The sequence below is a fragment of the Paenibacillus sp. FSL K6-2524 genome (genome assembly GCF_038005525.1).
Taxonomy (GTDB): Bacteria; Bacillota; Bacilli; order Paenibacillales; family Paenibacillaceae; genus Fontibacillus; species Fontibacillus anaericanus.
The window spans coordinates 2,789,113-2,811,079 of sequence record NZ_JBBOSP010000001.1; the positions used below are offsets into that span (position 1 = coordinate 2,789,113).

The following is a 21,967-nucleotide window of genomic DNA, read 5'->3' on the forward strand; positions in this document are numbered from 1 at the left end:
TATAATAGTCGGGTTATAATGAAGACATCTAGAGATCATGGAGGTATGAATAATGAAAGTTGAAATATGGTCCGATTATGTGTGTCCGTTCTGCTATATAGGAAAACGTAAGTTTGAAGCTGGATTACAGCAGTTTGCACATAAAGAAGAAATTGAAATTGTTTATAAGAGCTTTGAGCTTGCGCCGGATATGCCTGTTGATGGTAATCCGAATGTATATGAAATGCTTGCATCCAAATATGGCATGAGCCGCGAGCAGGCCATCGCCAATACGAACAATATTACGGAGCAGGCAAAAGAGCTGGGTCTGGATTATTATTTCGATCGTACAATTCAGACGAACACATTCGACGCGCATCGCTTATCCCATTTTGCAGCATCCAAAGGGAAGCTTAAAGAGATGACGGAACGTTTACTGAAGGCTCATTTTACCGATACGCTACATGTTGGTAATCAAGAAACACTAGCTGATTTGGCTGCTGAGGTGGGACTTGATCGTGCTGAAGCTCTCCAAGTATTGAAGAGTGGGGAATTCAGTAACGAAGTGCGTGCGGATGAGCAGGAAGCAATGCAGATTGGCGTTAGAGGTGTTCCGTTTTTTGTTATTAACCGCAAATATGCTGTATCTGGGGCGCAATCAAGCGATACATTCCTAGGTGCACTGCAGAAAGCTTGGGATGAAGAACATCCATCTTTTACCGTACTTGGTGACCCAGATGTTGATTTATGTACGGATGGTAGTTGTATCGTTCCGGGGCAAGATAAGTCTTCATCTTGATTCAAATGAACTAGATTTACTCTCATTACTAAAGAAAACGACTGAACATACGTCGTTTTCTTTTTTTGTCCGATTTTATTAAGATGAAGAAATGATTTCATAAATATGATAGATCATTTGGGGGAATTCCCCAGAGAATCAATAATTGTGTGACCGTGTAGTCAAAAATCGACAAATTCCGTTCAATCTAGGTGAACATTTCTTTACCTATAAATCCCTCTCATATATGCTAGCTTAGAAGACTAACCAGAACTTAAATCGATATATTTGGGGGAATTAAGATCATTAAAATAATGGCGGATTCAACTTGTGACTTAACTGACGAGATAATTGAGAAATATAACATTGGGATCGCGCCATTAACGATAAGTATAAATGGTAAAGAAAATAGAGATAAAATCGATATTAAAGCGGATGATTTCTACGCTATTCTTGATAATCTTGAAGAAAGCCCAACTACATCGATGCCAAACCCTTCAGAATATTTGAAAATTATTGACCAAGCTATTACAGATGGATGCACAGAAATATTATGTATCTGTATGTCGAGTGGGACCAGTGGATCTTATCAATCTGCTGAATTGGCGAAAGAATCTTTCTTTGAAGATCATCCGGATTCTTCGATTAAAATTCATGTAGTAGATTCAAGATCGATGAGCCAGGGTAGTGGATGGTTAATTTTGAAAACGGCTATGTTGAGAGACAAAGGGTTTAGTTTTGACGAATTAGTTCATTTTAATGAAACCTTTAAAAGAAATGTGAAGCACTTTCTCTGTGTGGATGATTTAAATCACTTAATTAGAAGTGGGAGACTGACAAATGCTAGTGCCTTAATTGGTAGGATTCTGAAAATCAAACCGATCATGTCGATGAGAAATGGCAAAGGCGCAATTGTAGCAAAGGAAAGAGGACTTAAGGGAGTCCTGAACCATTATGTGAGAGAGTTTACTCTGAGAAATGACTGGGATATCACAGACTTCATTATTATAGGGTACACTTCAGAGCGAGCAATTGCTGAAACTCTATTGGATAAGATCAGACAAGAAACAGAATTCACAGGTGAAATTTTTATTATGCAAATGGGTGTGGCCGTAGGTACGCATGTAGGTTTAGGGGCCGTTTCCATGTTCTTTATTGAGCAGGGACATAAGAGAGATGGTTTGTTGATCAATGAAATTCATGCTATTACCGAAAAGAAAAATGAATTTATGAAGAAAATAAAGAAAAAACAATAAAAAAAAAGGTAATAATAAATTATAGAGAAACATTTGTAGGAATGATGAACCAATTCAAGGCGATGAGAGAACGCTGAGAGGAGTGATTGTATGACAATAGCACCAGATAAAAATAAACTGTATCCTAATGAAAATATAAGAACCGTTTGTTACATTAAGAATTTGCCCAGTAGGCCAAACGTTGAGATTGGTGATTATACTTATTACAGCGACAATAAGAATTCACCTGAGAATTTCTATGACCATATTCAGCATCATTATGAATTTTTAGGAGATAAGCTGATAATCGGTAAGTTTTGTGCCATTGCTGAAGGGGTTACTTTTATTATGAATGGTGCTAATCATCGGATGGATGGGATTACAACATATCCTTTTAATATTTTTGCTGGAGGTTGGGAGAAGGTCACTCCAACACTAGAGCAGTTACCTTTTAAAGGTGACACAGTGATTGGTAATGATGTATGGTTGGGTCAAAATGTCACAATTATGCCAGGGGCAGTGATGGGTGACGGGGCGATTGTTGCTTCGAACTCAACTGTTGTAAAGGACATTGAACCCTATACCATTGTTGGCGGTAACCCTGCAAAGGTAATTAAGAAGCGCTTCAACGACGAAACGATTATAGCTTTACTTAAGCTTCAATGGTGGAATTGGGATGAGCAGCAGATATTTGATCATCTTGAGCAATTAGTGTCGGTTCATGATATGGATACACTAAAGAAGTTGCTGAATTCGGTGAATTAAATGGGGAAGCCCCCTGATCGGATAAAACACAAAAACAAGATCTCTCTTCAAATGAAGGAGATCTTGTTTTTGTTGTTTGTACTTATTGTTGATCGGCTTGCTCATCTTTTACTTCTTCTCGAAAGCCATCAATTGCGTTAAGGCGTTTTGCATTCTTTTTTTCGATTTGATGCTTCTGTTCGCTCGAAAGCTCTTCAGAGAATTCGGTTAAATATTTTTGGCCTTCGCGGAAATTTGAAACCGTATTCTGAATGCTTTCATTCAGTTTCTGAACATTATCAGACCGATCGTCGGGTTTTGCCAAGGGTGCACCTCCTGAACATAAAATTGTAATGTGCGTTGAACACCTTGGTTATTTTCCCGCGTGATGGGTTGTTTTATTCGTTGAATATTTGTTGTAACATTCACGTAACACCCCTAAGTTAGTATACGTGTCAGGGGGGAATCAATATGAAAACGAAAAGAATATTATCGATCGTTGTAGTTACTGCAACTGTAGTAAGCTTGCTCGCAGGATGTACAGACGACCAAAATGTCAAAGGGAGAGAGGTGAATTCACAGCAAGAAAGTCTAGATTTTAAATTTAATGTAGATCCTACAACCTTTAAGCTTGAGGTGGAATCCGGCGGTATTACGGAGACCGTATCTGAGCCATTAACAGAAATGAAGGTATCCGACTTAAATAACAATGGTGATAAAGTGACCTGGACGTATCCTGAAAAGGACATCGATGTTGAAATTGAACAAAAGGAGCAATATATAGATTTAACAATAAAATCGAATAAAAAAGATGGAAATTCCTTCGCATGGCCATTAGTAAAAGGAGAGGGATATATGCTTCCGCTGCACCAAGGGAAGTATATTCCGAGTGGTGATGAAGTTTGGAAAGAGTATTTAAACGAAGAAACAGTGAAAGTAATTGAGTCTTTCTCTATGCAGTTTTTTGCAGTGGATAAGAGTAAATACTCATTAGTTTATATAATTAAAAATCCTTATAATAATGAGATTTCGTTTGATACAGAACAAGGAATTGAGTTTGCTTTTAATCATGAGTACACTTCGATAAATGAGACTAAGGAATATGGGTTTAGGATATATCTTACGGAGAAAAATCCGGTGAATGTTGCAAAGACTTATAAGAACTATCTGATTGAAAAGGGAGAGTTCAAAACTCTCGCGGAGAAGGCTAAAAAAAATAGCAATATTGAAAAGCTATATGGCGCTCCGCATGTTTATTTTTGGGATAGAAGTGTGATTTCTGAGGAAAATATTAAATGGGATCAATTTAGGAGCGAATTTCCTGTCCAATTGAAATTATGGATTCAAGATTTATTAAATACTAAGGTGGAAGATGGGGCAGAACTTGGATCAGCGTATGATGACATGACTTCCTTAGATTATATAGACAAGTATACCAAAAGCAGAATTTTAAAAAGCTTGAGCTCCGTAATACAGTTGAAGGAGTTTTATAACGCGGAAATATTTACGGATACAGACAAAGAAACTCAAGGATTATTAAACAAAGGTGTGGAGAATTTAAATCCTGTAGAATTGATTGAATTAAATAAGATGCTTCTTAAAAGCGTCCTTGGAAATCTAGTTGACCCCATAGATAAATGGGCAGATGCAAATACAGTTGATGTGATAAAGGCTATGAAGGATTCGGGCATAGACAAAATGTGGATCGGTTTGGATGACTGGCAAGAAGGATTTATCAAACCAGAGTTGGTACAAGAAGCAAATGATCAAGGATATCTAATTGGCACCTATGATTCTTATCATTCGATCCATAAACCAGGTGAAGAGCAGTGGGAAACAGCTAAGTTTACGGATACTTCGCTATTTGAGGATGCTACCGTAACCAATAAGGACGGTAACAAAATTGAAGGATTCCAAGGTGTAGGTAGAAAATTGAATCCGACTTTGGCAATGCCCAGTGTAAAAGAGCGGGTTAACTCTATTTTAGATACGGGATTACCATTTAACTCATAGTTTTTAGACACAGATGGAACTGGTGAGGTATTCGATGATTATTCACCTGCGCATATTACCACGGAAGAAGAAGATATCAAGGCAAGAATGGAGAGAATGGAATATCTTCAAGCAGAGCATGGAATGGTTGTAGGTACGGAGGGCGGGAATGATTTTGCTAACAAAAGTATCGCCTTTGCACATGGAATAGAAATGCCGTCATTTTCCTGGATGGATAAGGACATGAGTAGCAACAAAAATAGCGATTATTACGTAGGAAGATATTACTCTAGTACGGGCGGAGTTCCTGAATTATTTGCTAAACAAATACCTTTAAAAGATAACTATAAAAAGTTATTTTTGGATGAAACGTATAACATCCCATTGTACAAGCTGGTCTACAACGATGCAGTGGTTACAGCCTATTGGTGGGGATGGGGGACACTGAAAATTGAAGATGAAATATCAAATAGAATGTTGTATGAAGTACTTTATAATGTCCCGCCTTTATATCACATAGATAAAGATGAGTGGAAAAAGCATAAAGAAACCATCATAAATCACTCTAAGGTATGGTCGGAATTCAGCAAAAAGGCAATAACTAGAGAAATGACTGACTATAAGGTTCTATCAGACGATAGGCTGGTTCAAATGACGAAATATGGTGAGGACTTAAGAGTTGTAGCCAATTTTTCGGAAACTGAATTTATGTTTGGAGCCTCAAAAATACCAGCTAAATCATTATTAATAATGGATGGGGATCGTGATTCGATATATAAGCCAGAAGTGAAATCAGCGAATTAAATAGCAGCCGCCCGGGTTAACCTTCTTAGGTTAGTCGGGCGGTTATTTGTATTATGGGAGGACATGATCGTACTAATCAATAGGTAACTTGACCGTAAAGGTTGAACCTACGCCAAATTCGCTTTCCACCTCAATCGTACCCCCACATAAGTTGATAATACGACTGACTAATGAAAGACCGAGTCCGTTTCCTTCGCCAGACCTGGCATGATCTCCTTGATAGAACTTTTCAAATATGTGCTTCCTTACATTCTTCTCCATGCCGATACCATTATCGGATATTGTGATTGAAATATAGTCATTTTGTGGTACAAGATTTACCGATATTTCTCCGCCCGCTTGCGTAAATTTAATCGCATTTCCTAATAGATTCAACCACACCTGCATCATAAGTTCTTCGTTACCGTAATAATGAACTTTCTCAAGCTCAATATTAAGCGTCATTTGTTTAGGTTCCCACAGGGTCTCTAATAGTAATATGGCTTGCCTTAGTTGCTCATCTAATCGATATTCCTTTTTCTCGGATATTACTTCTTGATTTTCGAGTTTGGAAATTTTCAGAATATTGCCGGAAAGCATGGACAATTGCCGCGCACTACCTATAATCATCTCTGTATATTCATCATGTTCTTCTTCTGTGATGGTCTTATCTTGTAACAATGTGGCATAGCCTTCAATGGAAGCAATAGGTGTCTTAAATTCATGAGATACATTTACTACAAAGTCATTGCGTAGCGTTTCGATGCTGCGTAATTCTTGGGCCATAATATTGAAATGATGCGCCATTTCACTAATTTCATTAATTCGATGGGATTCATTTAACTCAATTTCAAAGTTTCCCTTGGCGATTTCTTTTGCAGCATTGCTGAAAATAGTAATCGGGGATAATATTTTTTTCCCTACCATGATCGTAATGATGCTACCGATAACAAGACTGAGCAATACAATGACTAGTATGGGTGAAAAAGGAACTCTACCGTGTTGAGTTGTATTTGAGAAATGAATGTACAAAAACGCTAATGGTGCCATAATCAGTAAGGATGACAAGATAATTAAAAATACTAATGACACAAAATACCACCAAAGACTTTTGAAGATAGACTTTTTCATGTCGGTTTCACCGCCTTATAACCCAGACCTCTTACGGTGATAATCTCAAAATCGGCACAACCCTTAAACCGCTCTCGCAAGCGGTTAATATGCACGACTACCGTGTGTTCATCAGATTCAGAATCCATACCCCATATTTCGTCCATCAACTGCTGCTTGGTGAAGGTCTTATTCGGATACGATAATAGTTTGTACAATAAATAAAACTCTTTCTGTGGAAGAAGAATGCTTTCTTCATACTGAGATACGGTTAACGAATCATAATCCAATAGAGTATTCCCACATTCTAATTTACGGTCACTCACAATCTTGGCCCGGCGTAGCAGTGCTCCGACTCGTAGTATCATTTCATTAACATCAATTGGCTTTACCATATAATCGTCTATTCCAACGAGAAACCCTCGTTGCTTGTCAGCAAAGTTTTCCTTTGCCGTTACCATTAAGATGGGAAGATTAAAGTTTGCTTCTCTGAGGGTTTTGGTAAGTTCGTAACCGTCCATATGCGGCATCATAATATCTGAAATGATCAAATCTACATATTCCTTATCTAAAATAGAGAGTGCATCTTTCCCATCTTCCGCAGATAGTGCGCGATAACCATTTCTGGTAAGAACCGTGCAGAATAACTGACGTAATTTCTTGTCATCCTCAACGACTAGGATATTAAACATAAAGGTACCTCCGAAGGTATTTGTGATATGAAAAGTAAATGAAACGTCTCAACACCAAAAAGAAATGTCTAGACACCAAAATCAGTGAACAACCTTTGATCGAATGGACGCCGCTGCGGGTCGGAGGGTTCTTACAATCGCTGTTAAAGCCCTATTTCTTGAATAAAAAAGGATTATCGGTTGAAATAGGGCTTTAAAGGCGAACACTACCGTTTCTTCAGAATCCCTCCGACCCTTCGCTCTGTTCGCTTGTACAGTCAATCACTGATTTCTAAATTGAGCCATTTCATTTATAGGCTTGTACGAATATTAGTATAACGCATAAATATAAAGTAAATCTCAACCGCTAATGTGTGGCAGTTGTAAGAAGGAAGAAGTTTAACTTGAAGAAGTTTAACTTGAAGAAGATTAACTTAGTTTAGGTTTAGTTTATATATGGTTGATATACTGAGTACTATAAACAAAGAGAGAAAGAGTATCAGGAGGGAGAAACATCGGTATGTTACAGCTAAAAGATATTACAAAAAGTTATAAGACTGGGGAATTCACGCAAGTTGCCCTGGACAAGGTAAGTCTTAATTTCAGGGAGAGCGAATTTGTTGCTATCCTCGGACAGAGTGGGTCTGGTAAGACGACCTTATTAAATGTGATCGGTGGTCTTGATCAGTACGACAGTGGAGAGCTAATTATTAACGGACAATCCACCAAAAACTTTCAAGATGGAGAATGGGATGCTTATCGTAATAATAGTGTAGGCTTTATATTCCAAAGCTATAACCTGATTTCACATCTAAGTATCGTGGATAACGTTGAAATGGGGATGACACTTAGTGGTGTTCCCGCAGCGGAGAAGAATAAGAAGGCAATGGAAGTGCTTGAAAAGGTCGGCTTGAAAGACCATGTACACAAGAAACCAAACCAGTTGTCAGGTGGTCAGATGCAGCGTGTTGCTATTGCGCGTGCTCTTGCGAACAATCCTGATATTATTCTGGCGGATGAACCAACAGGTGCGCTAGATTCAGAGACTAGTGAACAAATCATGGATTTGATTAAGACGATTGCGGAAGACAAGCTTGTCATTATGGTTACTCACAATCCTGAATTGGCAGAACAATATGCGGATCGTGTAATCAAGTTCTCCGATGGTAAGGCGGTATCGGATAGCAATCCTCTAGCCAATCAAAAGTTAACATCCAATTATAAACTCAAGAAAACAAGCATGAGCTTTCTTACAGCATTAAAACTATCGGGTAAAAACATAGCAACTAAGAAGTGGAGAACCGGATTAACTGCTTTTGCATCTAGTATTGGTATTATCGGCATTGCGTTAATCCTCTCATTATCGAATGGATTTGATAAGCAAATCAGTTCTTATGAGACGGGAGCACTCTCTACTTTTCCAATTACGATTAGTCAGACTGCCATGAACGTTGATATGACACAAAATCCTTCATTTGGTGGTACTGACCTTACTGCTTATACGGAAGAGAAGGCACTATTCCCATACGATCCAACAGAGAATTCTATTCTTCACAATAATGTATTATCTACTGAGTATATGGATTATCTTGAGAAGATTGACCCAGCACTTATCGATGGAATATCTTATACTCGTACAGTGAATATGAATATGTTGAAGTTGGACGGAGACAAGGCAACAACATTGAATAAGGGGAATCTAAGCTTTTCTTCCTATCCCAGTAAGCATGGGGATGCCGCAGGCAGCTATTTAGAGCAATACTATGATCTACTTGAGGGAAGCTTCCCAACAGAGATGACGGATCTTGTTCTCATAGTGGATGAATATAATCGTTTGGACAATGCCTCACTTGATGCGCTGGGTATTAAGCATGACACAGACCGCGTAGATTTTAATGATTTGATTGGTTATGAATTGAAACTGATTAAGAATGATGATTATTACGTCAAAAACGGTGAACAGTTTACCGTTAACGGTAATGTTTCGAATTTGATTGATATGTATAATAGCGACAAAGCGACAACTTTAAAAATCGTCGGTGTTATTCGCGGTCAGGAAGAATCCAAGATGTCTACGCTACCTGCCGGAGTTGCATACTCTGATGAACTTGCAACCTATTTTATTGAGGATGCGAAAAACTCAGAGATCGTTAAGGCACAACAGGAAGCAGATTATAATGTGATTACTGGAGAGTTATTGTCTCAGGATGCAACGGGTGGAAGTGCAATGGCAGGGATGCGTCCAGGTGCAATGCCGGCCGGTGGAATGGCATCAGCTATGTCTGCAGGCTCCAATGTCGCTCCAACCAAAGATGAGATGTTAGCTACCTTGGGTGCAACAGAGATTCCAGCTTCTATTTCACTATATCCGGTTGATTTTGGAGCAAAAGAAAAGATCACTACTTATCTGGATGAGTGGAATAAAGACTTAGAAACAGAGAACAAAGTGGTATACACAGATATGGCAGCCATTGTTACACGTATTTCTGGTGGGATTATGGATGGTATTACCATGGTGCTTGTGGCATTTGCGGCAATCTCTCTCGTGGTATCGTTGATCATGATTGGTATTATCACTTATATTTCTGTTATGGAAAGAACGAAGGAGATTGGTGTTCTTCGCGCCTTGGGTGCAAGGAAGAAGGATATCACACGAGTATTTAATGCAGAGACCTTTATTATTGGTGCTTGCTCAGGATTACTTGGTATTGGTGTTACGTATCTGTTAACATTCCCAGTGAATGCTATACTTTATAATCTCACTGAACTCTCGAACGTTGCCCAACTTAATCCGATTCATGCATTATCGCTAGGTATTATTAGTGTAGTGCTTACGATGATTGGTGGTTTCATTCCTGCTAAGATGGCAGCGAAGAAGGATCCGGTTACGGCTTTACGTAGCGAATAGGTTGAAAAATAGTAGCAGCTCAATATCAAAATCAGTGCTTCAAATATATAACCGTAGATTGATGGCCGCTACGCGGACGGATTATCCTTACGATCGCTGTTGCCACCGGATTTCTTGATTTGAAACCGCATAAAGCGGTTGAAATCCAGTGGCAAAGGCGACCGCTGCGCTTCTTCAGGACAATTCCGTCCTCTCCGCTACGATCTACTTATACTTTTAGCAAGCACTGCTTCTAATATAGAGCCATACTAAAAAGGAATAAAAAGGGTTCAACCTCGTAGCAATACGGGGTTGAACCCTTCTTTTTTACGTCAATTAACTACGTCTGAATGTCAGGAACAAGTGCAGAGTGTTTGCTGTCCCTAATGATATGCCCTTGACCCAGTTCGAGCCTAATGAAGCCGGCCATATGTTGTGCTTGAAATAGGATAGGGGAGTTGCAGCCCATAATAATGATGTTCTTTACGTCCGAGACACTTTCAGAAGGTAGTTGAAACGATTGAATATAGTCATATTCTTCGCAAAGCGTCGTATGAATGGCGTTCATTAGTCTGTCGTTGTTTCCTTTACCCATCAAGTTCAAAATGATCGAACCATGGGGATGTAGTTTTTCTTTTGTGAGAGTGAAGAATTCCTTAGATATCAGATGCTGGGGGGTTCCTTTTTCGTTGAATGCATCGATAATAATGTAGTCATAAGTTTGTGGTTGCTCCCCCTTAAGTGTATTGCGACCATCCCCAATAATTACATTATCCTCGCTGTATCCAAAATACTTCCTACTTAACTCCACAACTTGATCGTCGAGTTCGGCGATCTTGAATCTTTTATCCAAATAATGACCAGCAATACTTCCAATCCCGTGACCAATCATAAAAACGTCTTCGAAAGACGGGTTGTTACACTCCATAAGGTGGATGATGGCCCGAGGATATTCAAACAAAATGCGCTGCGGATCATTTAAATCCATCGCACCTTGGATCGCCGCATTTGCAAACTGCAGGACGCGAAAGTTTCCCGTTTCCCCGTATAATTTTGTCGTGTCGTAAACTTGTAACTCTTGATTATTAGTGACTTCTTTAAATAGGTATTGCACCAAATCATCGATCTCCTTTAAGACATGCTGTATGGTGTCAGTATACCACTGAATTGAATTATTTCTTCGAAATGAATATAGCGCTGAAAATATAGAAATATGGACTCGTTCCACAATACGATTCATACACTGTTGCAAGAGGCTGTAATCCGGTTCTAATATGAACCAGGTATAGCGGAAATAAACATGAAAGGACCCTGGGAACGCAAAAATAAACGCGCGTTTATGAATTGAAATCGCTTTTATTGGAAGCGTTCTTCTACCAAAACGGACAAAAAGGAGGAGAGAGAAAAGATAAAACTGACATTTATATTTCGATGATGAGTTTTTGTTAAAAAGAGAAACGTTTCTCTGGTAATCCTTACGTGGTTAATTCCAAAAACATGGCTAAGTTTTGGGAGGTTAGAAGGTGAAAAATAAGTTGAAAATACGTATGGTTGCAATCATGATGACGATTACGTTAGTAAGTTCACTTATGCCAATCATGTCAGGCGCGACGACAGAACCTATAGACTCTAACTTAATTGTTGAAACCGCAATTAAACCGTCGATTGGCGGTGCCTTACAATTAATAGATCATAATGGACAAAAAACACTAGGTGATCAAAATGGAAATCCTATTCAATTACGTGGAATGAGCACGCACGGCTTACAATGGTTTCCGGAAATTATCAATGATAATGCTTTTGCGGCACTAGCCAATGACTGGTACGCTAATGTCATTCGACTAGCTATGTATGTGGGGGAGAATGGATATGGAACAGAAGCTAACAAAGCGATAATTAAAAAAAGAGTTATTCAAGGAATAGATTATGCGATAGCAAATGATCTGTACGTGATTGTGGATTGGCATGTACATGCACCGGGTGATCCAAGAGCGGAAATATATAGTGGCGCTAAGGAGTTCTTTGAGGAGATATCCGGATTATATCCGAATAACGAACACATTATCTATGAATTAGCGAATGAACCAAGCTCCAACAACAACGATGGACCGGGCATTACGAATGATAGAGATGGATGGCTAGCGGTCAAAGAATACGCAGATCCCATCGTGAGTATGTTACGTGATCCTGTGAACGGGAATGCTCAGAACAACATTATTATTGTTGGTACTCCCAATTGGAGTCAACGGCCAGACCTAGTAGTTGATGAACCAATAGATTCCCATAACATCATGTATACAGTACATTTTTATACAGGTACACATATGCCTGCCTCGGACAGTACAGATAGAACCAATGTGATGAGCAACGCAAGATATGCACTCGACAACGGGATTGCCATATTTTCAACGGAGTGGGGTACAAGTCAAGCTAGCGGTGATGGCGGACCTTACTTGGATGAAGCTGATATATGGCTCGATTTCTTAAATGAGAACAATATTAGCTGGATAAACTGGTCTTTAACGAATAAGAATGAAAATTCAGCGGCTTTTATGCCTTTAGAGTTGGGCAAACAAGATGCAACGAGTCTAGATCCAGGTAGTGATCAAGTTTGGTCTTTACCAGAATTGTCGGTTTCGGGTGAATATGTAAGGGCTAGAATTAAAGGAATCCCTTATGAGCCGATAGATCGGAATAAATATTCCCAAGTCTTATGGGATTTCAATGATGGAACAACACAAGGTTTTGGTGTAAATGGAGATAGCCCGAATAAAGAGAGTATTACATTAAGTAACGCAGATAATGCTTTACAAATAACAGGCTTAAATATTAGCAATGACACTAGTGAAGGAAACTATTGGGCCAATATCCGACTTTCCGCAGATGCTTGGGGGAAATCGGCTAATATCTTGGGTGTGGAACAACTATCTATGGATGTTATCGTAGATGCGAAGACAACGGTATCGATTGCCGCGATCCCGCAAGGGCCCTCAGCAGGATGGGCTAATCCGACTCGGGCAATTCAGGTAACGGAAACTGATTTTGTTCCTTATGGAGATAAATTTATAGCAACTCTAACGATCACTACAGATGACTCTCCATCACTTGAGACGATTGCTATGCATACAGACAACAACATCATGACGAATCTGATTCTGTTCGTAGGGACAGAAGATGCGAATGTGATTTCCTTGGACAATGTTACTGTAACGGGTACAAAGGTTGAAATTCCGGTTATTCATGATCCTAAGGGAACAGCCATACTTCCATCTGACTTTGAAGACAAGACGAGGCAAGGTTGGGATTGGAATCCGGAGTCGTCAGTTAAGGATGCTCTTACAATAGAAGAGATACAGGGTACAAATGCTCTTTCTTGGGAGTTTGCATATCCTGAAGTCAAGCCTTCTGATGGATGGGCCTCAGCTCCACGATTAGAGTTATATAAGGAAGGATTAGTTCGTGGAGATAACGATTATGTGATGTTTGATTTGTATATCGAGCCTCAGCGGGCAAGTTCAGGAGCCATGGCAATTAATCTAGTATTTCAGCCGCCTGCTGGGGGATTTTGGCAGCAAATTCCGGGAAGTTATAACATTGAATTCGATGACCTAGATTCAGCTTCTATAACTGACGCAGTGTATCACTATAATGTAAGTTTCAATATAAGAGATCTGACTGGGATTAAAGATGATACGGAATTGCGTAATATGATTCTTATTTTCGCGGATGTTGAGAGTGAATTTGCGGGGAGACTGTCTATCGATAATGTCAGGTTTACACAAGGTTTGGTGGCGACTGCTGGAGATGGTCTGGTCAATCTGGAATGGGAGCCGGTATCGCATGCTGAATATTATAACGTGGAGCGTTCGACGACCTCTGGTAGTTCATTCTCTACAGTAACCTCAGCAGTATATGGATCAAATTATGTGGATACCGAAGTAGTGAATAACACAACGTACTATTACATTGTTACTGCCGTCGATCGTGACGGAGGAACCTACAGCTATAGGGAAAGATCCGCTATGCCTGGAGCGATACTTCCTATCCCTTCAATCCCTAACGGACTTTCGACGAATGCAGGCGATAGCCAGGTCACGCTAACTTGGAGTGCAGTACCAGGTGTAAAATACTACAACGTGAAACGGTCGACAACTTCAAGTGGACCCTATACGACTGTTGCAGCCGTAACAAGCGGAACAAGTTATACGGACAGCGGACTGACCAATGGGACGACATATTACTATGTTGTATCTGCTGGAAATGAAGCTGGCGAAAGTGCTAATTCTACTGAAAAGCAAGCTAAGCCATTCAAAGCAGGCAGTGATAGTAACAGTAATAATAACAATAACAATAGTAACACAAGTAATAGCGGTGGAAGCGCACTTCCAAGCAACGGAGCGATTGCCCTTCCAGCAGCTGATAAAGACGGTAAAATAGTTGTCAAAATTGCCAAAGGAGTGACAAAAGTAATTTTTTCAGCTAATTTAGCAGTGATTGATGATAAGGTCATCATAGAGCTTGAGAATGAGGATATTACGGTTCAAATTCCTGGAAAAGTCTACAAGCACCTTCAGAGTTTGTTCACTGCGGATGAGCTGAAAGGAGCAACAATTTCGTTCCAAATGGTTCCGCTGTCCATTGCGGATCGTGCTGCTCTACTTGGCAGAGTAACAGCTAAGAACAAAGCTGATGTGGCGGCAGCAAGTGAAATCTTCAATTTTTCAATATCGATCATTAGTAAAGACGGCAAAGAAATAAAGCTGACTCAATTTGAACAGCCAATCACGATAGCTCTAAAAGTAAATGCTGTTGCAAACAAAGAACTGATGGGTATGTACAGCATTGCTGATGATGGCACATTAGAGTATGTCAGCGGAAGGCTTGTGGATGGTAAAATGAGTGCCGAGATCAGTCACTTCAGTAAGTACGGCGTTCTAAGCTATGATAAGTCGTTCATTGATGTGACGAAGACGCATTGGGCCTCACAAGTCATTAAGCAATTGGTAGCAAAACAAATTATCGAGGGTGTAAGTGACAATCAGTTTGCACCTGATAGATTCATTACGCGTGCAGAATTCGCAGCGCTGATTGTTCGAGCACTGGGTATCGAGGAGAGTGGACAAAAGCAATTCAGCGATGTGGGGGCATCGGACTGGTATTCAAGCGCAATCGCAGCAGCAAGTGAAGCTGGTATAGTAAATGGACGCAACGCTTCGAAGTTCGATCCGAACGCCACCATCACTCGTGAAGAAATGGCTGTCGTTCTGGTACGCGCTTATGAGTACAGCAATGGTGGAAAGGTTTCTGCAGAAATTGCAAAAGTCTTTGCCGATCAAGCTAATATCAGTTCTTGGGCACAAGATGCTGTAGCAGCAGCACATTCGCTTGGTTTGATTAATGGACTCACAAACAATCAATTTGCCCCAAAAGATAAAACAACACGTGCGGAAAGTGCACAAGTGATCTCTAGGTTAATTGCTGAGTAGGTCTTTGGGATTTCCTTGAAGTTTATCTGAAATGAACAAAAAACCTTCCCGAATAAGCTGTACCCTATCGAGATTTTTTTAAAAGTGTCTACTCGATAGGGTACAGTTTACTATTTAATGACAAAGCGTCAGACCAAGAATAAAATTCTGGTCTGACGCTTCAATGATTCCACTATCGTGACCCAGTAGTGTAATGATTTAGCTAGTTTTCTTTATCGATAATCAGGTATCGCTAAATATTGTTAACATTATACTTCTTCCAAATGTTATGCATTTTTATCGGCCAACTTTTTCCTGATTTTTCTCCAGAAGCCGTCATTCCTCCGATTAATATGCTTCTCATTGTAGATCAATAGACTATAGGAGGACCACAGTGTAGAAGTTCGAATAATTACATATGCGCCCATCGCGATCAAAACAACACACACTGGATAATAAGGGACCAATGCGCCTTCGGAGATCCCTTTATTCTCTAGCAAAAAAGCCATTCCGCCTACCGCCACCATACCAGCACTGACGATGATCATAGCTGCGTACCTACTCTTCAATCGATTCAAACGTTCCGTCAATTGCTTTACACAAACCTGATCTAGCATAAGAGCTTCTTTCCCCAGCACATGGTACCGTTCCTCATCTTTCAGTATGGCGGACACGAGAGCAACGACGCCCCCTGCCGCCAACAAAATGATAAGAAAGGAATAAACGACCGGCTCCTGTCGAAGCATCAAATACGGCAAACAAGCCATAATTAGCAGGCACACGCCTGTCGCAATGCGATTGGATGACTTCTGCTGATGACTCAAATACCCTTCCGCCATCTCTTGGCTGACATAAAAACCATGCTCTTCAACGCCGCCCTTCACCTCGCCCTCCTTCAGCAAATAATCGATGGATACCTCAAACAGGTTTCCAATCATAAGCAGCTTTTCGGTTTCGGGGAACCCTTGTCCGTTTTCCCACTTACTGACTGCCTGTCTGGTTGTGCACAATTTTTCGGCCAGTGCTTCCTGTGAATAACTTTTTTCTTTTCTAAGTTGCAACAATTTTTCGCTAAAAGACATAGGCTTACTCTCCTTTGCTATTTATGACCTTAATTATAGAAAAACAATGGAATCAATGCTATATGATTGAGGTTGCGTTTGCGCCACTTGCGGTTGCAAATGCGTAGTACTCAGTAAATTGGAATAAACGGTTCTAAGCATCATCGGTTTCCCTTAGTGGGTCTTTGTTTCTGTATTTAACATTTCTTTTAGAACTATTGCTTGACTGGAACGTAGGATAACATAACTATGAGGTTATTTGATATAAGGAGTTGTCGAAATTGAGTAAATATGAGATAAACAGTGATTTTAAAAAACTAGAAAAAACAAAACTACCTTTTTATCCAATAGTATTACCGGTTTTAAACAAGTTAATGGAGAGAAATAACAATAAACTACCATTACCAGATCAAGTAAAAGTAACGAAAAAGCAGATCGATGGATATAAGGGTGATAAGATTTCTATTAGAATATTTGAGCCCAAAGATATTGGAGATAATGATCGTTGTTTAATTTATTTTCATGGAGGAGCATTTGCGTTAAAAGAAGCACCTTATCACATCAATTTGTGTATAGATTATGCTCTTCAAACGCCTTGTAAAGTTGTATTTGTTGATTATAGGTTGTTGCCAAAGAACCATTTTCCTGTGGGCCTTGAAGATGGTTATGCTGCTTGTAAGTGGGTCTATAATCATGCTGATACGCTAGGAATTAATAGAAATAAAATTGCAGTGGGTGGTGATAGTGTAGGTGGCGCTTTAGCTGCAGGTGTAACCTTAATGGCACGTGATCGAGACGATTTGAAATTTTGCTTCCAATTACTGATTTATCCTGTTACAGATGCAAGACAGAACACAGAGTCCATAAATAAATATACAGATACTCCCATGTGGAATTCTAAACTTAATAAAAAGATGTGGGATTTATATCTAAAAGATAGTGTGGATGGCAAAAAGGAATATGCCTCCCCTATGGAAGCAACCTCATTTACAAACTTACCTAATGCTTATGTGGAAGTAGCCGAGTTCGATTGCTTACGAGATGAAGGAATAAACTATACTGAAGCTCTTCAAAATAGTGATGTTCCTGTTGAACTCAATATCACGAAAGGGACTGTCCATGGGTACGATATGGTAGAAACCAGCCAGATCGTACTTGAAAATAAAGCGAGAAGAATTAGAGCGCTACAAAAGGGGTTTGATCACATTTAATCGTAGCCTTTGTGGCTACGTTAATTGAAACACGTCAATTCAGACGTGTTTTTTTGCGATTTTCTTATATAGATAAGTCGAATAATGGAAAGTCAACTTTACATACTATTAAATGGTTGTATAATGAAATTAAGGAAAGCTAGCTTTACATGTGAGGGGTGGAAATTTGAAGAACCGCTTAGAAGAGATACGCAAAGAACGTGGGATTAAACAAGAAGAACTTGCGACTGCATTAGAAGTATCAAGACAGACAATTGGTTCATTAGAAAATGGCAGATATAATCCCTCGATTATATTAGCATTCAAAATTGCACGTTATTTTGGGATGAACATTGAGGAAATTTTTATCTATGAGGAGGAGTCCGTATGAAGAAAATGAAAAGTGTTTTTATTAGTATTCTAGGTGTTTTGTTATTTGCGGTTGGTTTTTATTTCATGAAATCTTTCGATGAGCCACAGGGTATTTTGAAAGCATTGCCGTATCTCTTAATTGGTATTGGGTGTGGAGCGTTTGGGCATGGAATTGGGGATATTTTCAGTAAATGGGCTGCTAAAAAAAATCCTGAAATGGCTAAACAAATGGAGATTGATCAAAAAGACGAGCGTAATATTATGCTTGCCAATACAGCAAAGGCAAAGGGATATGATATTATGACCTACGTTTTTGGTGCTTTGCTGATGGCATATGCCTTAATGGGTGCTTCTATGGAAATAATAATTCCTTTCGTTATTGCTTATCTGTTCGTCCAACTGTATGCAGTATTTATTCGAGTGAAAAAGAACAAAGAAAATTAATGGTTTTTGGTTTATGAAGAGCGAGTAGGCTACTTATTACAGTAAAAAAGGGTTCAACCTCGTAGAAATTCGGGGTTGAACCCTTTTATTTACAATGTGATTGAAATACTAATTACTGTTGACTACAAGAGTCCATGTTTCCTTGTCCATATATACGGTAGTGTTACTCAACATTTCAAAGTCGGATTGCGAGATTCCACCACACTCATGACCACTGTATTTCAACAAATTAGTACCACCGTTCTTTTTTAAGGACCAATCGTTTAATTTTCTGACTGAGTACGTGTCTGTGCCCACACTCCAAATGATAGGTCCTACGTGTTCTTTAGGCATAGATACCTTGTATCCAAGCAGGGTCAGGAGATCTTCGAAATCATTTATATGATACTGCTTGGTAGTCTGACTATAAGTCACGCTATCTGCAAAAAAGTAAACATTTTCATCTTTATAGGTTTTATTAACAAGATACTCTTTCCCGTTTATGATGACCTTTTCGATTTTTTTTAAATTTCCATCGATATACTTTAGCGATTCCAAGTAGTCCTTTTTAGTGATCCAAGTAAACGAGTCTGTTTCCTTATTATATGTTCCATGGTATCCATCTTCATAGTTTTCCCCATTCACTTCAATGGGAAGTAGATCATAGTTGTTCACATACTTTGCATAATCTCTTAATACCAGTTCTATTTTTGCCATGAACTCTTTCATCTGGTCATCGTTGTCAATTAAAGTATGAAACAAAAAGTTATAGGAAGCCCCCCAGTCATTAATAAGCTGCTTCGGATGAATCGATTTCAGTTGAAGTCCTTTTTGTGGGTCAACAAAATTAGCATAATAGTCGTCTCCCTTAGGCGGATACTCATTGATCAGTGCAACAGATATTTTTGTTTCATTCGTCCGGTATTCTTGTAATCCTATTTCGTCTGTATGAAAGTATTTAAGTAGCACATCTGTAGTAATTTGCTCTTCGCATAAATTCATAGCATATTCCATCACAGCATATCCGAAATTAGATTGATCCCCGCCTTGCGTGTACCCGTAATTTTTAAATGTAAATTCTCTATCGAACCCGCGATCGTCCGTAAAAGCTAGAACCCACCGTAGGCCCGATCCTCTTACAGGTAGAGGATCCGCTCTCCATTTGATTGTTTCTGCATCGACGACTTCAAAGTCGCCTAAAGAATATGAAAGATAGGAATCAAACTTCTTAAGAAAATCCGTCTTGTAATGTTCCGAGCATCCTACCATGAACTGAGATAGAATGAGAAATAACAACAAAATGTATATGGATCGTTTTCTCATGACAGCACCTCTCGTATTGATTTGAGTAGTGGTGAATAACAGAATTACCTGAAATCATAAAAATCTCATAACTGGAAATATTCTGTCTTAATACTAATCGATAGGATGTTTTTTTGAAAGACTTGGTAAGTTAACAAAGAACCGATTTTATTGAGTTACATGCTACAATTACAATATGTATTCTAAAGTTTACTCCATCGTTTCGTTTAAATAGAGAATGACACAGTATGAAAGGTGATAATTATGGCTCGCGTTTTGGTGATCAATGGAGGTTCCGAAGGACATATCAATCCAACCCTCGGGTGGTTCAAGAACTTATCCGTCGTGGGGAAGATTTGGTTTACTTTATAGCTGAACAATTTCGTGATTACGTCGAGCCAACGGGTGCAAAGGTGATTACGTTCGATGGTGGAAAATTTGTGGAGGCGTTCGTTGCCGGAGGAAGAAATCCCTGGGCTCGAGTAGGAGGGCTATTGCGCACCGCTGACATCCTCATTCCCAGTGTTCTGGAGCAAACGAAAGGAGAACATTTCGATTACATAATTCACGACTCGATGTTCGGATGTGGGCGTTTGTTTGCACAAATACTCGGCCTGCCTGCAATCAACTCATGCACAACTTTTGCAATTCAAGAAAACAGCTTTGACAGTCTGCAAGACCATCTCTCGCGTCATCTCCCAGCAGAAGTGAATGAGCGAGAACAACAGGAGTTCGGGCAGCTGATCAGTAACGTGCAAACGAAATACAATGTGCAAATTGGCTCCGCCTACGAGTTTTTTTGTAATCCCGCGCCGTTGACCATCGTCTACACATCGAAACGTTTCCAGCCAGAAGGGGAAAGCTTCGATGAAACGTTCAAGTTTGTTGGACCGTCTTTCATGCCACGCGCACTCGTTCAAATTGATCTCGCTCAAGTGGACACGGATCGTTTGATTTATATATCACTCGGTACCGTTTTTAATCAAGCGATGGATTTTTATAAGCTTTGTTTTGCTGCATTCGCCGAAACGGAATACAACGTAATTCTATCCATCGGCAGTCAAACTCAGATTGCAGAATTGGGAGTTATTCCTGCAAATTTTATCGTTCGCAATTACGTACCGCAAATCGAAGTACTGCAACATTCCCAATTATTTATCACACATGGCGGTATGAACAGCACCAGTGAAGGCATGTATTATGGTGTTCCGCTGATTGTACTTCCCCAAAGCGCTGACCAACCTATTGTGGCGCGGCGTGTGGCTGAAATCGGTGCAGGTATCCACCTCAATCAAGAAAGCTTAACCGCTCGAGATCTTAGAGAGGCTGCGGAAAGAGTACTACAAGATGCGGCAATTCGAAAGTTAAGCGTTGAAATGGGTGATTCGTTCCGAGCTGCAGGTGGGTATCATCAAGCCGTCGAGGAGATCTTTGCGTATAAACGAAGTCTAGGTATGACGGATTAATCGAATCGCCCTCAACGTAGGAGCATCGTTTGCGGTATGAGATTGTGGGGGGATAATTTAATACTGCTACACACTAAAAAATAGTCGGTATAAGCTTCTAAGCTTAGATCGACTATTTTTGGATGATAAAGCCGCAATCCGCACAACATGTGCCCCTAGTAGCATGAGAGATTTGCGAAGCTATTAAAGGTCATCATAAAGATATCTCTTATTTAGCACAGAATGTGAAATTCGAAGAGCTTAAATAGATGGCTTATTTAAGATGGTTCAAATTGAGAGCAAATGTCATTCCTATATTTTCTCTTGGAAACTCAAGTGAGGTTGTTACTTGAGTTTTTAATTTATTTTTGCAGAGGTAAAGGAGTTATGTTTTAGGGCATGCATTCTGAAGAGTTTTATGAAAGATAAATATTATCACAAAAAAATACATTTTGTCATGTGACAAAATTAATGACAACGGTCACTATGACGAGGGTGTCTTTTTGCGTATAGTAGTCTATTAGTAGAGT

The 21,967-nt window shown here is 39.5% G+C and carries 15 protein-coding genes and 2 pseudogenes; 11 read left to right on the forward strand and 6 right to left on the reverse strand.

Features of this window, described 5'->3' with window-relative positions; translation table 11 throughout:
- The first annotated feature begins 52 nt into the window (after positions 1 to 52).
- From NST85_RS12595 to NST85_RS12605, 3 genes are all read left to right on the forward strand, one after another.
- Positions 53 to 778, forward strand: coding sequence for a DsbA family oxidoreductase (locus tag NST85_RS12595; RefSeq protein ID WP_127193248.1), 726 nt, complete (start codon positions 53 to 55; stop codon positions 776 to 778).
- Positions 779 to 1,071: 293 nt separating this feature from the next.
- Positions 1,072 to 2,013: a DegV family protein gene (locus NST85_RS12600; RefSeq protein WP_246054206.1), complete on the forward strand. Its 942-nt coding sequence runs from the start codon at positions 1,072 to 1,074 to the stop codon at positions 2,011 to 2,013.
- A gap of 90 nt (positions 2,014 to 2,103) precedes the next feature.
- On the forward strand, positions 2,104 to 2,757 hold the full coding sequence (locus NST85_RS12605) for a Vat family streptogramin A O-acetyltransferase (RefSeq protein ID WP_127193250.1): 654 nt from the start codon (positions 2,104 to 2,106) through the stop codon (positions 2,755 to 2,757).
- 82 nt (positions 2,758 to 2,839) lie between these two features.
- On the opposite strand, the gene tlp is transcribed toward NST85_RS12605, so the two are convergent.
- Positions 2,840 to 3,061 (reverse strand): small acid-soluble spore protein Tlp, encoded by a 222-nt coding sequence (gene tlp / locus NST85_RS12610; RefSeq protein WP_127193251.1) that lies wholly within the window; start codon positions 3,059 to 3,061, stop codon positions 2,840 to 2,842.
- 146 nt (positions 3,062 to 3,207) lie between these two features.
- Here tlp and NST85_RS12615 point away from each other — a divergent pair.
- Positions 3,208 to 5,532 (forward strand): annotated as a pseudogene (locus tag NST85_RS12615) (glycoside hydrolase).
- 72 nt (positions 5,533 to 5,604) lie between these two features.
- On the opposite strand, the gene NST85_RS12620 reads toward NST85_RS12615, so the two are convergent.
- Entirely contained in the window at positions 5,605 to 6,603 is a 999-nt protein-coding gene (locus tag NST85_RS12620) for a sensor histidine kinase (RefSeq protein WP_341189444.1), read from the reverse strand.
- A 35-nt stretch (positions 6,604 to 6,638) separates the two neighbouring features.
- Positions 6,639 to 7,313 carry a response regulator transcription factor gene (locus NST85_RS12625; RefSeq protein ID WP_127193253.1) on the reverse strand — a complete coding sequence of 225 codons (675 nt, stop codon included), beginning with the start codon at positions 7,311 to 7,313 and terminating at the stop codon, positions 6,639 to 6,641.
- 38 nt (positions 7,314 to 7,351) lie between these two features.
- Here NST85_RS12625 and NST85_RS12630 point away from each other — a divergent pair, with 38 nt between their 5' ends.
- Positions 7,352 to 7,510, forward strand: coding sequence for a hypothetical protein (locus NST85_RS12630; protein WP_341189445.1), 159 nt, complete (start codon positions 7,352 to 7,354; stop codon positions 7,508 to 7,510).
- Positions 7,511 to 7,812: 302 nt separating this feature from the next.
- Positions 7,813 to 10,200: an ABC transporter ATP-binding protein/permease gene (locus NST85_RS12635; protein ID WP_127193254.1), complete on the forward strand. Its 2,388-nt coding sequence runs from the start codon at positions 7,813 to 7,815 to the stop codon at positions 10,198 to 10,200.
- A gap of 319 nt (positions 10,201 to 10,519) precedes the next feature.
- On the opposite strand, the gene NST85_RS12640 is transcribed toward NST85_RS12635, so the two are convergent.
- Positions 10,520 to 11,293 carry a spermidine synthase gene (locus NST85_RS12640; RefSeq protein ID WP_246054222.1) on the reverse strand — a complete coding sequence of 258 codons (774 nt, stop codon included), beginning with the start codon at positions 11,291 to 11,293 and terminating at the stop codon, positions 10,520 to 10,522.
- A gap of 409 nt (positions 11,294 to 11,702) precedes the next feature.
- Between NST85_RS12640 and NST85_RS12645 the strand changes: the two genes are divergently transcribed.
- A complete protein-coding gene (locus NST85_RS12645; RefSeq protein ID WP_127193255.1) occupies positions 11,703 to 15,665 on the forward strand; it encodes a carbohydrate-binding domain-containing protein in 3,963 nt (1,320 codons plus the stop codon).
- Between the two features lie 266 nt (positions 15,666 to 15,931).
- On the opposite strand, the gene NST85_RS12650 is transcribed toward NST85_RS12645, so the two are convergent.
- A complete protein-coding gene (locus NST85_RS12650; RefSeq protein WP_127193256.1) occupies positions 15,932 to 16,726 on the reverse strand; it encodes a helix-turn-helix domain-containing protein in 795 nt (264 codons plus the stop codon).
- Positions 16,727 to 16,986: 260 nt separating this feature from the next.
- Here NST85_RS12650 and NST85_RS12655 point away from each other — a divergent pair, with 260 nt between their 5' ends.
- The 3 genes from NST85_RS12655 to NST85_RS12665 all read left to right on the forward strand — a co-directional run bounded on the left by NST85_RS12655 (position 16,987) and on the right by NST85_RS12665 (position 18,711).
- Positions 16,987 to 17,916, forward strand: coding sequence for an alpha/beta hydrolase (locus NST85_RS12655; RefSeq protein ID WP_341189446.1), 930 nt, complete (start codon positions 16,987 to 16,989; stop codon positions 17,914 to 17,916).
- Between the two features lie 166 nt (positions 17,917 to 18,082).
- Positions 18,083 to 18,286 (forward strand): helix-turn-helix transcriptional regulator, encoded by a 204-nt coding sequence (locus NST85_RS12660; protein ID WP_127193258.1) that lies wholly within the window; start codon positions 18,083 to 18,085, stop codon positions 18,284 to 18,286.
- A complete protein-coding gene (locus NST85_RS12665; protein WP_341189447.1) occupies positions 18,283 to 18,711 on the forward strand; it encodes a hypothetical protein in 429 nt (142 codons plus the stop codon). The genes NST85_RS12660 and NST85_RS12665 overlap by 4 nt, the downstream gene beginning before the upstream one ends.
- A gap of 108 nt (positions 18,712 to 18,819) precedes the next feature.
- Here NST85_RS12665 and NST85_RS12670 read toward each other — a convergent pair whose 3' ends face one another.
- On the reverse strand, positions 18,820 to 20,013 hold the full coding sequence (locus NST85_RS12670) for a hypothetical protein (protein ID WP_341189448.1): 1,194 nt from the start codon (positions 20,011 to 20,013) through the stop codon (positions 18,820 to 18,822).
- Positions 20,014 to 20,256: 243 nt separating this feature from the next.
- Between NST85_RS12670 and NST85_RS12675 the strand changes: the two are divergent.
- Positions 20,257 to 21,458 (forward strand): annotated as a pseudogene (locus NST85_RS12675) (macrolide family glycosyltransferase).
- The last annotated feature ends 509 nt before the right edge of the window (positions 21,459 to 21,967 follow it).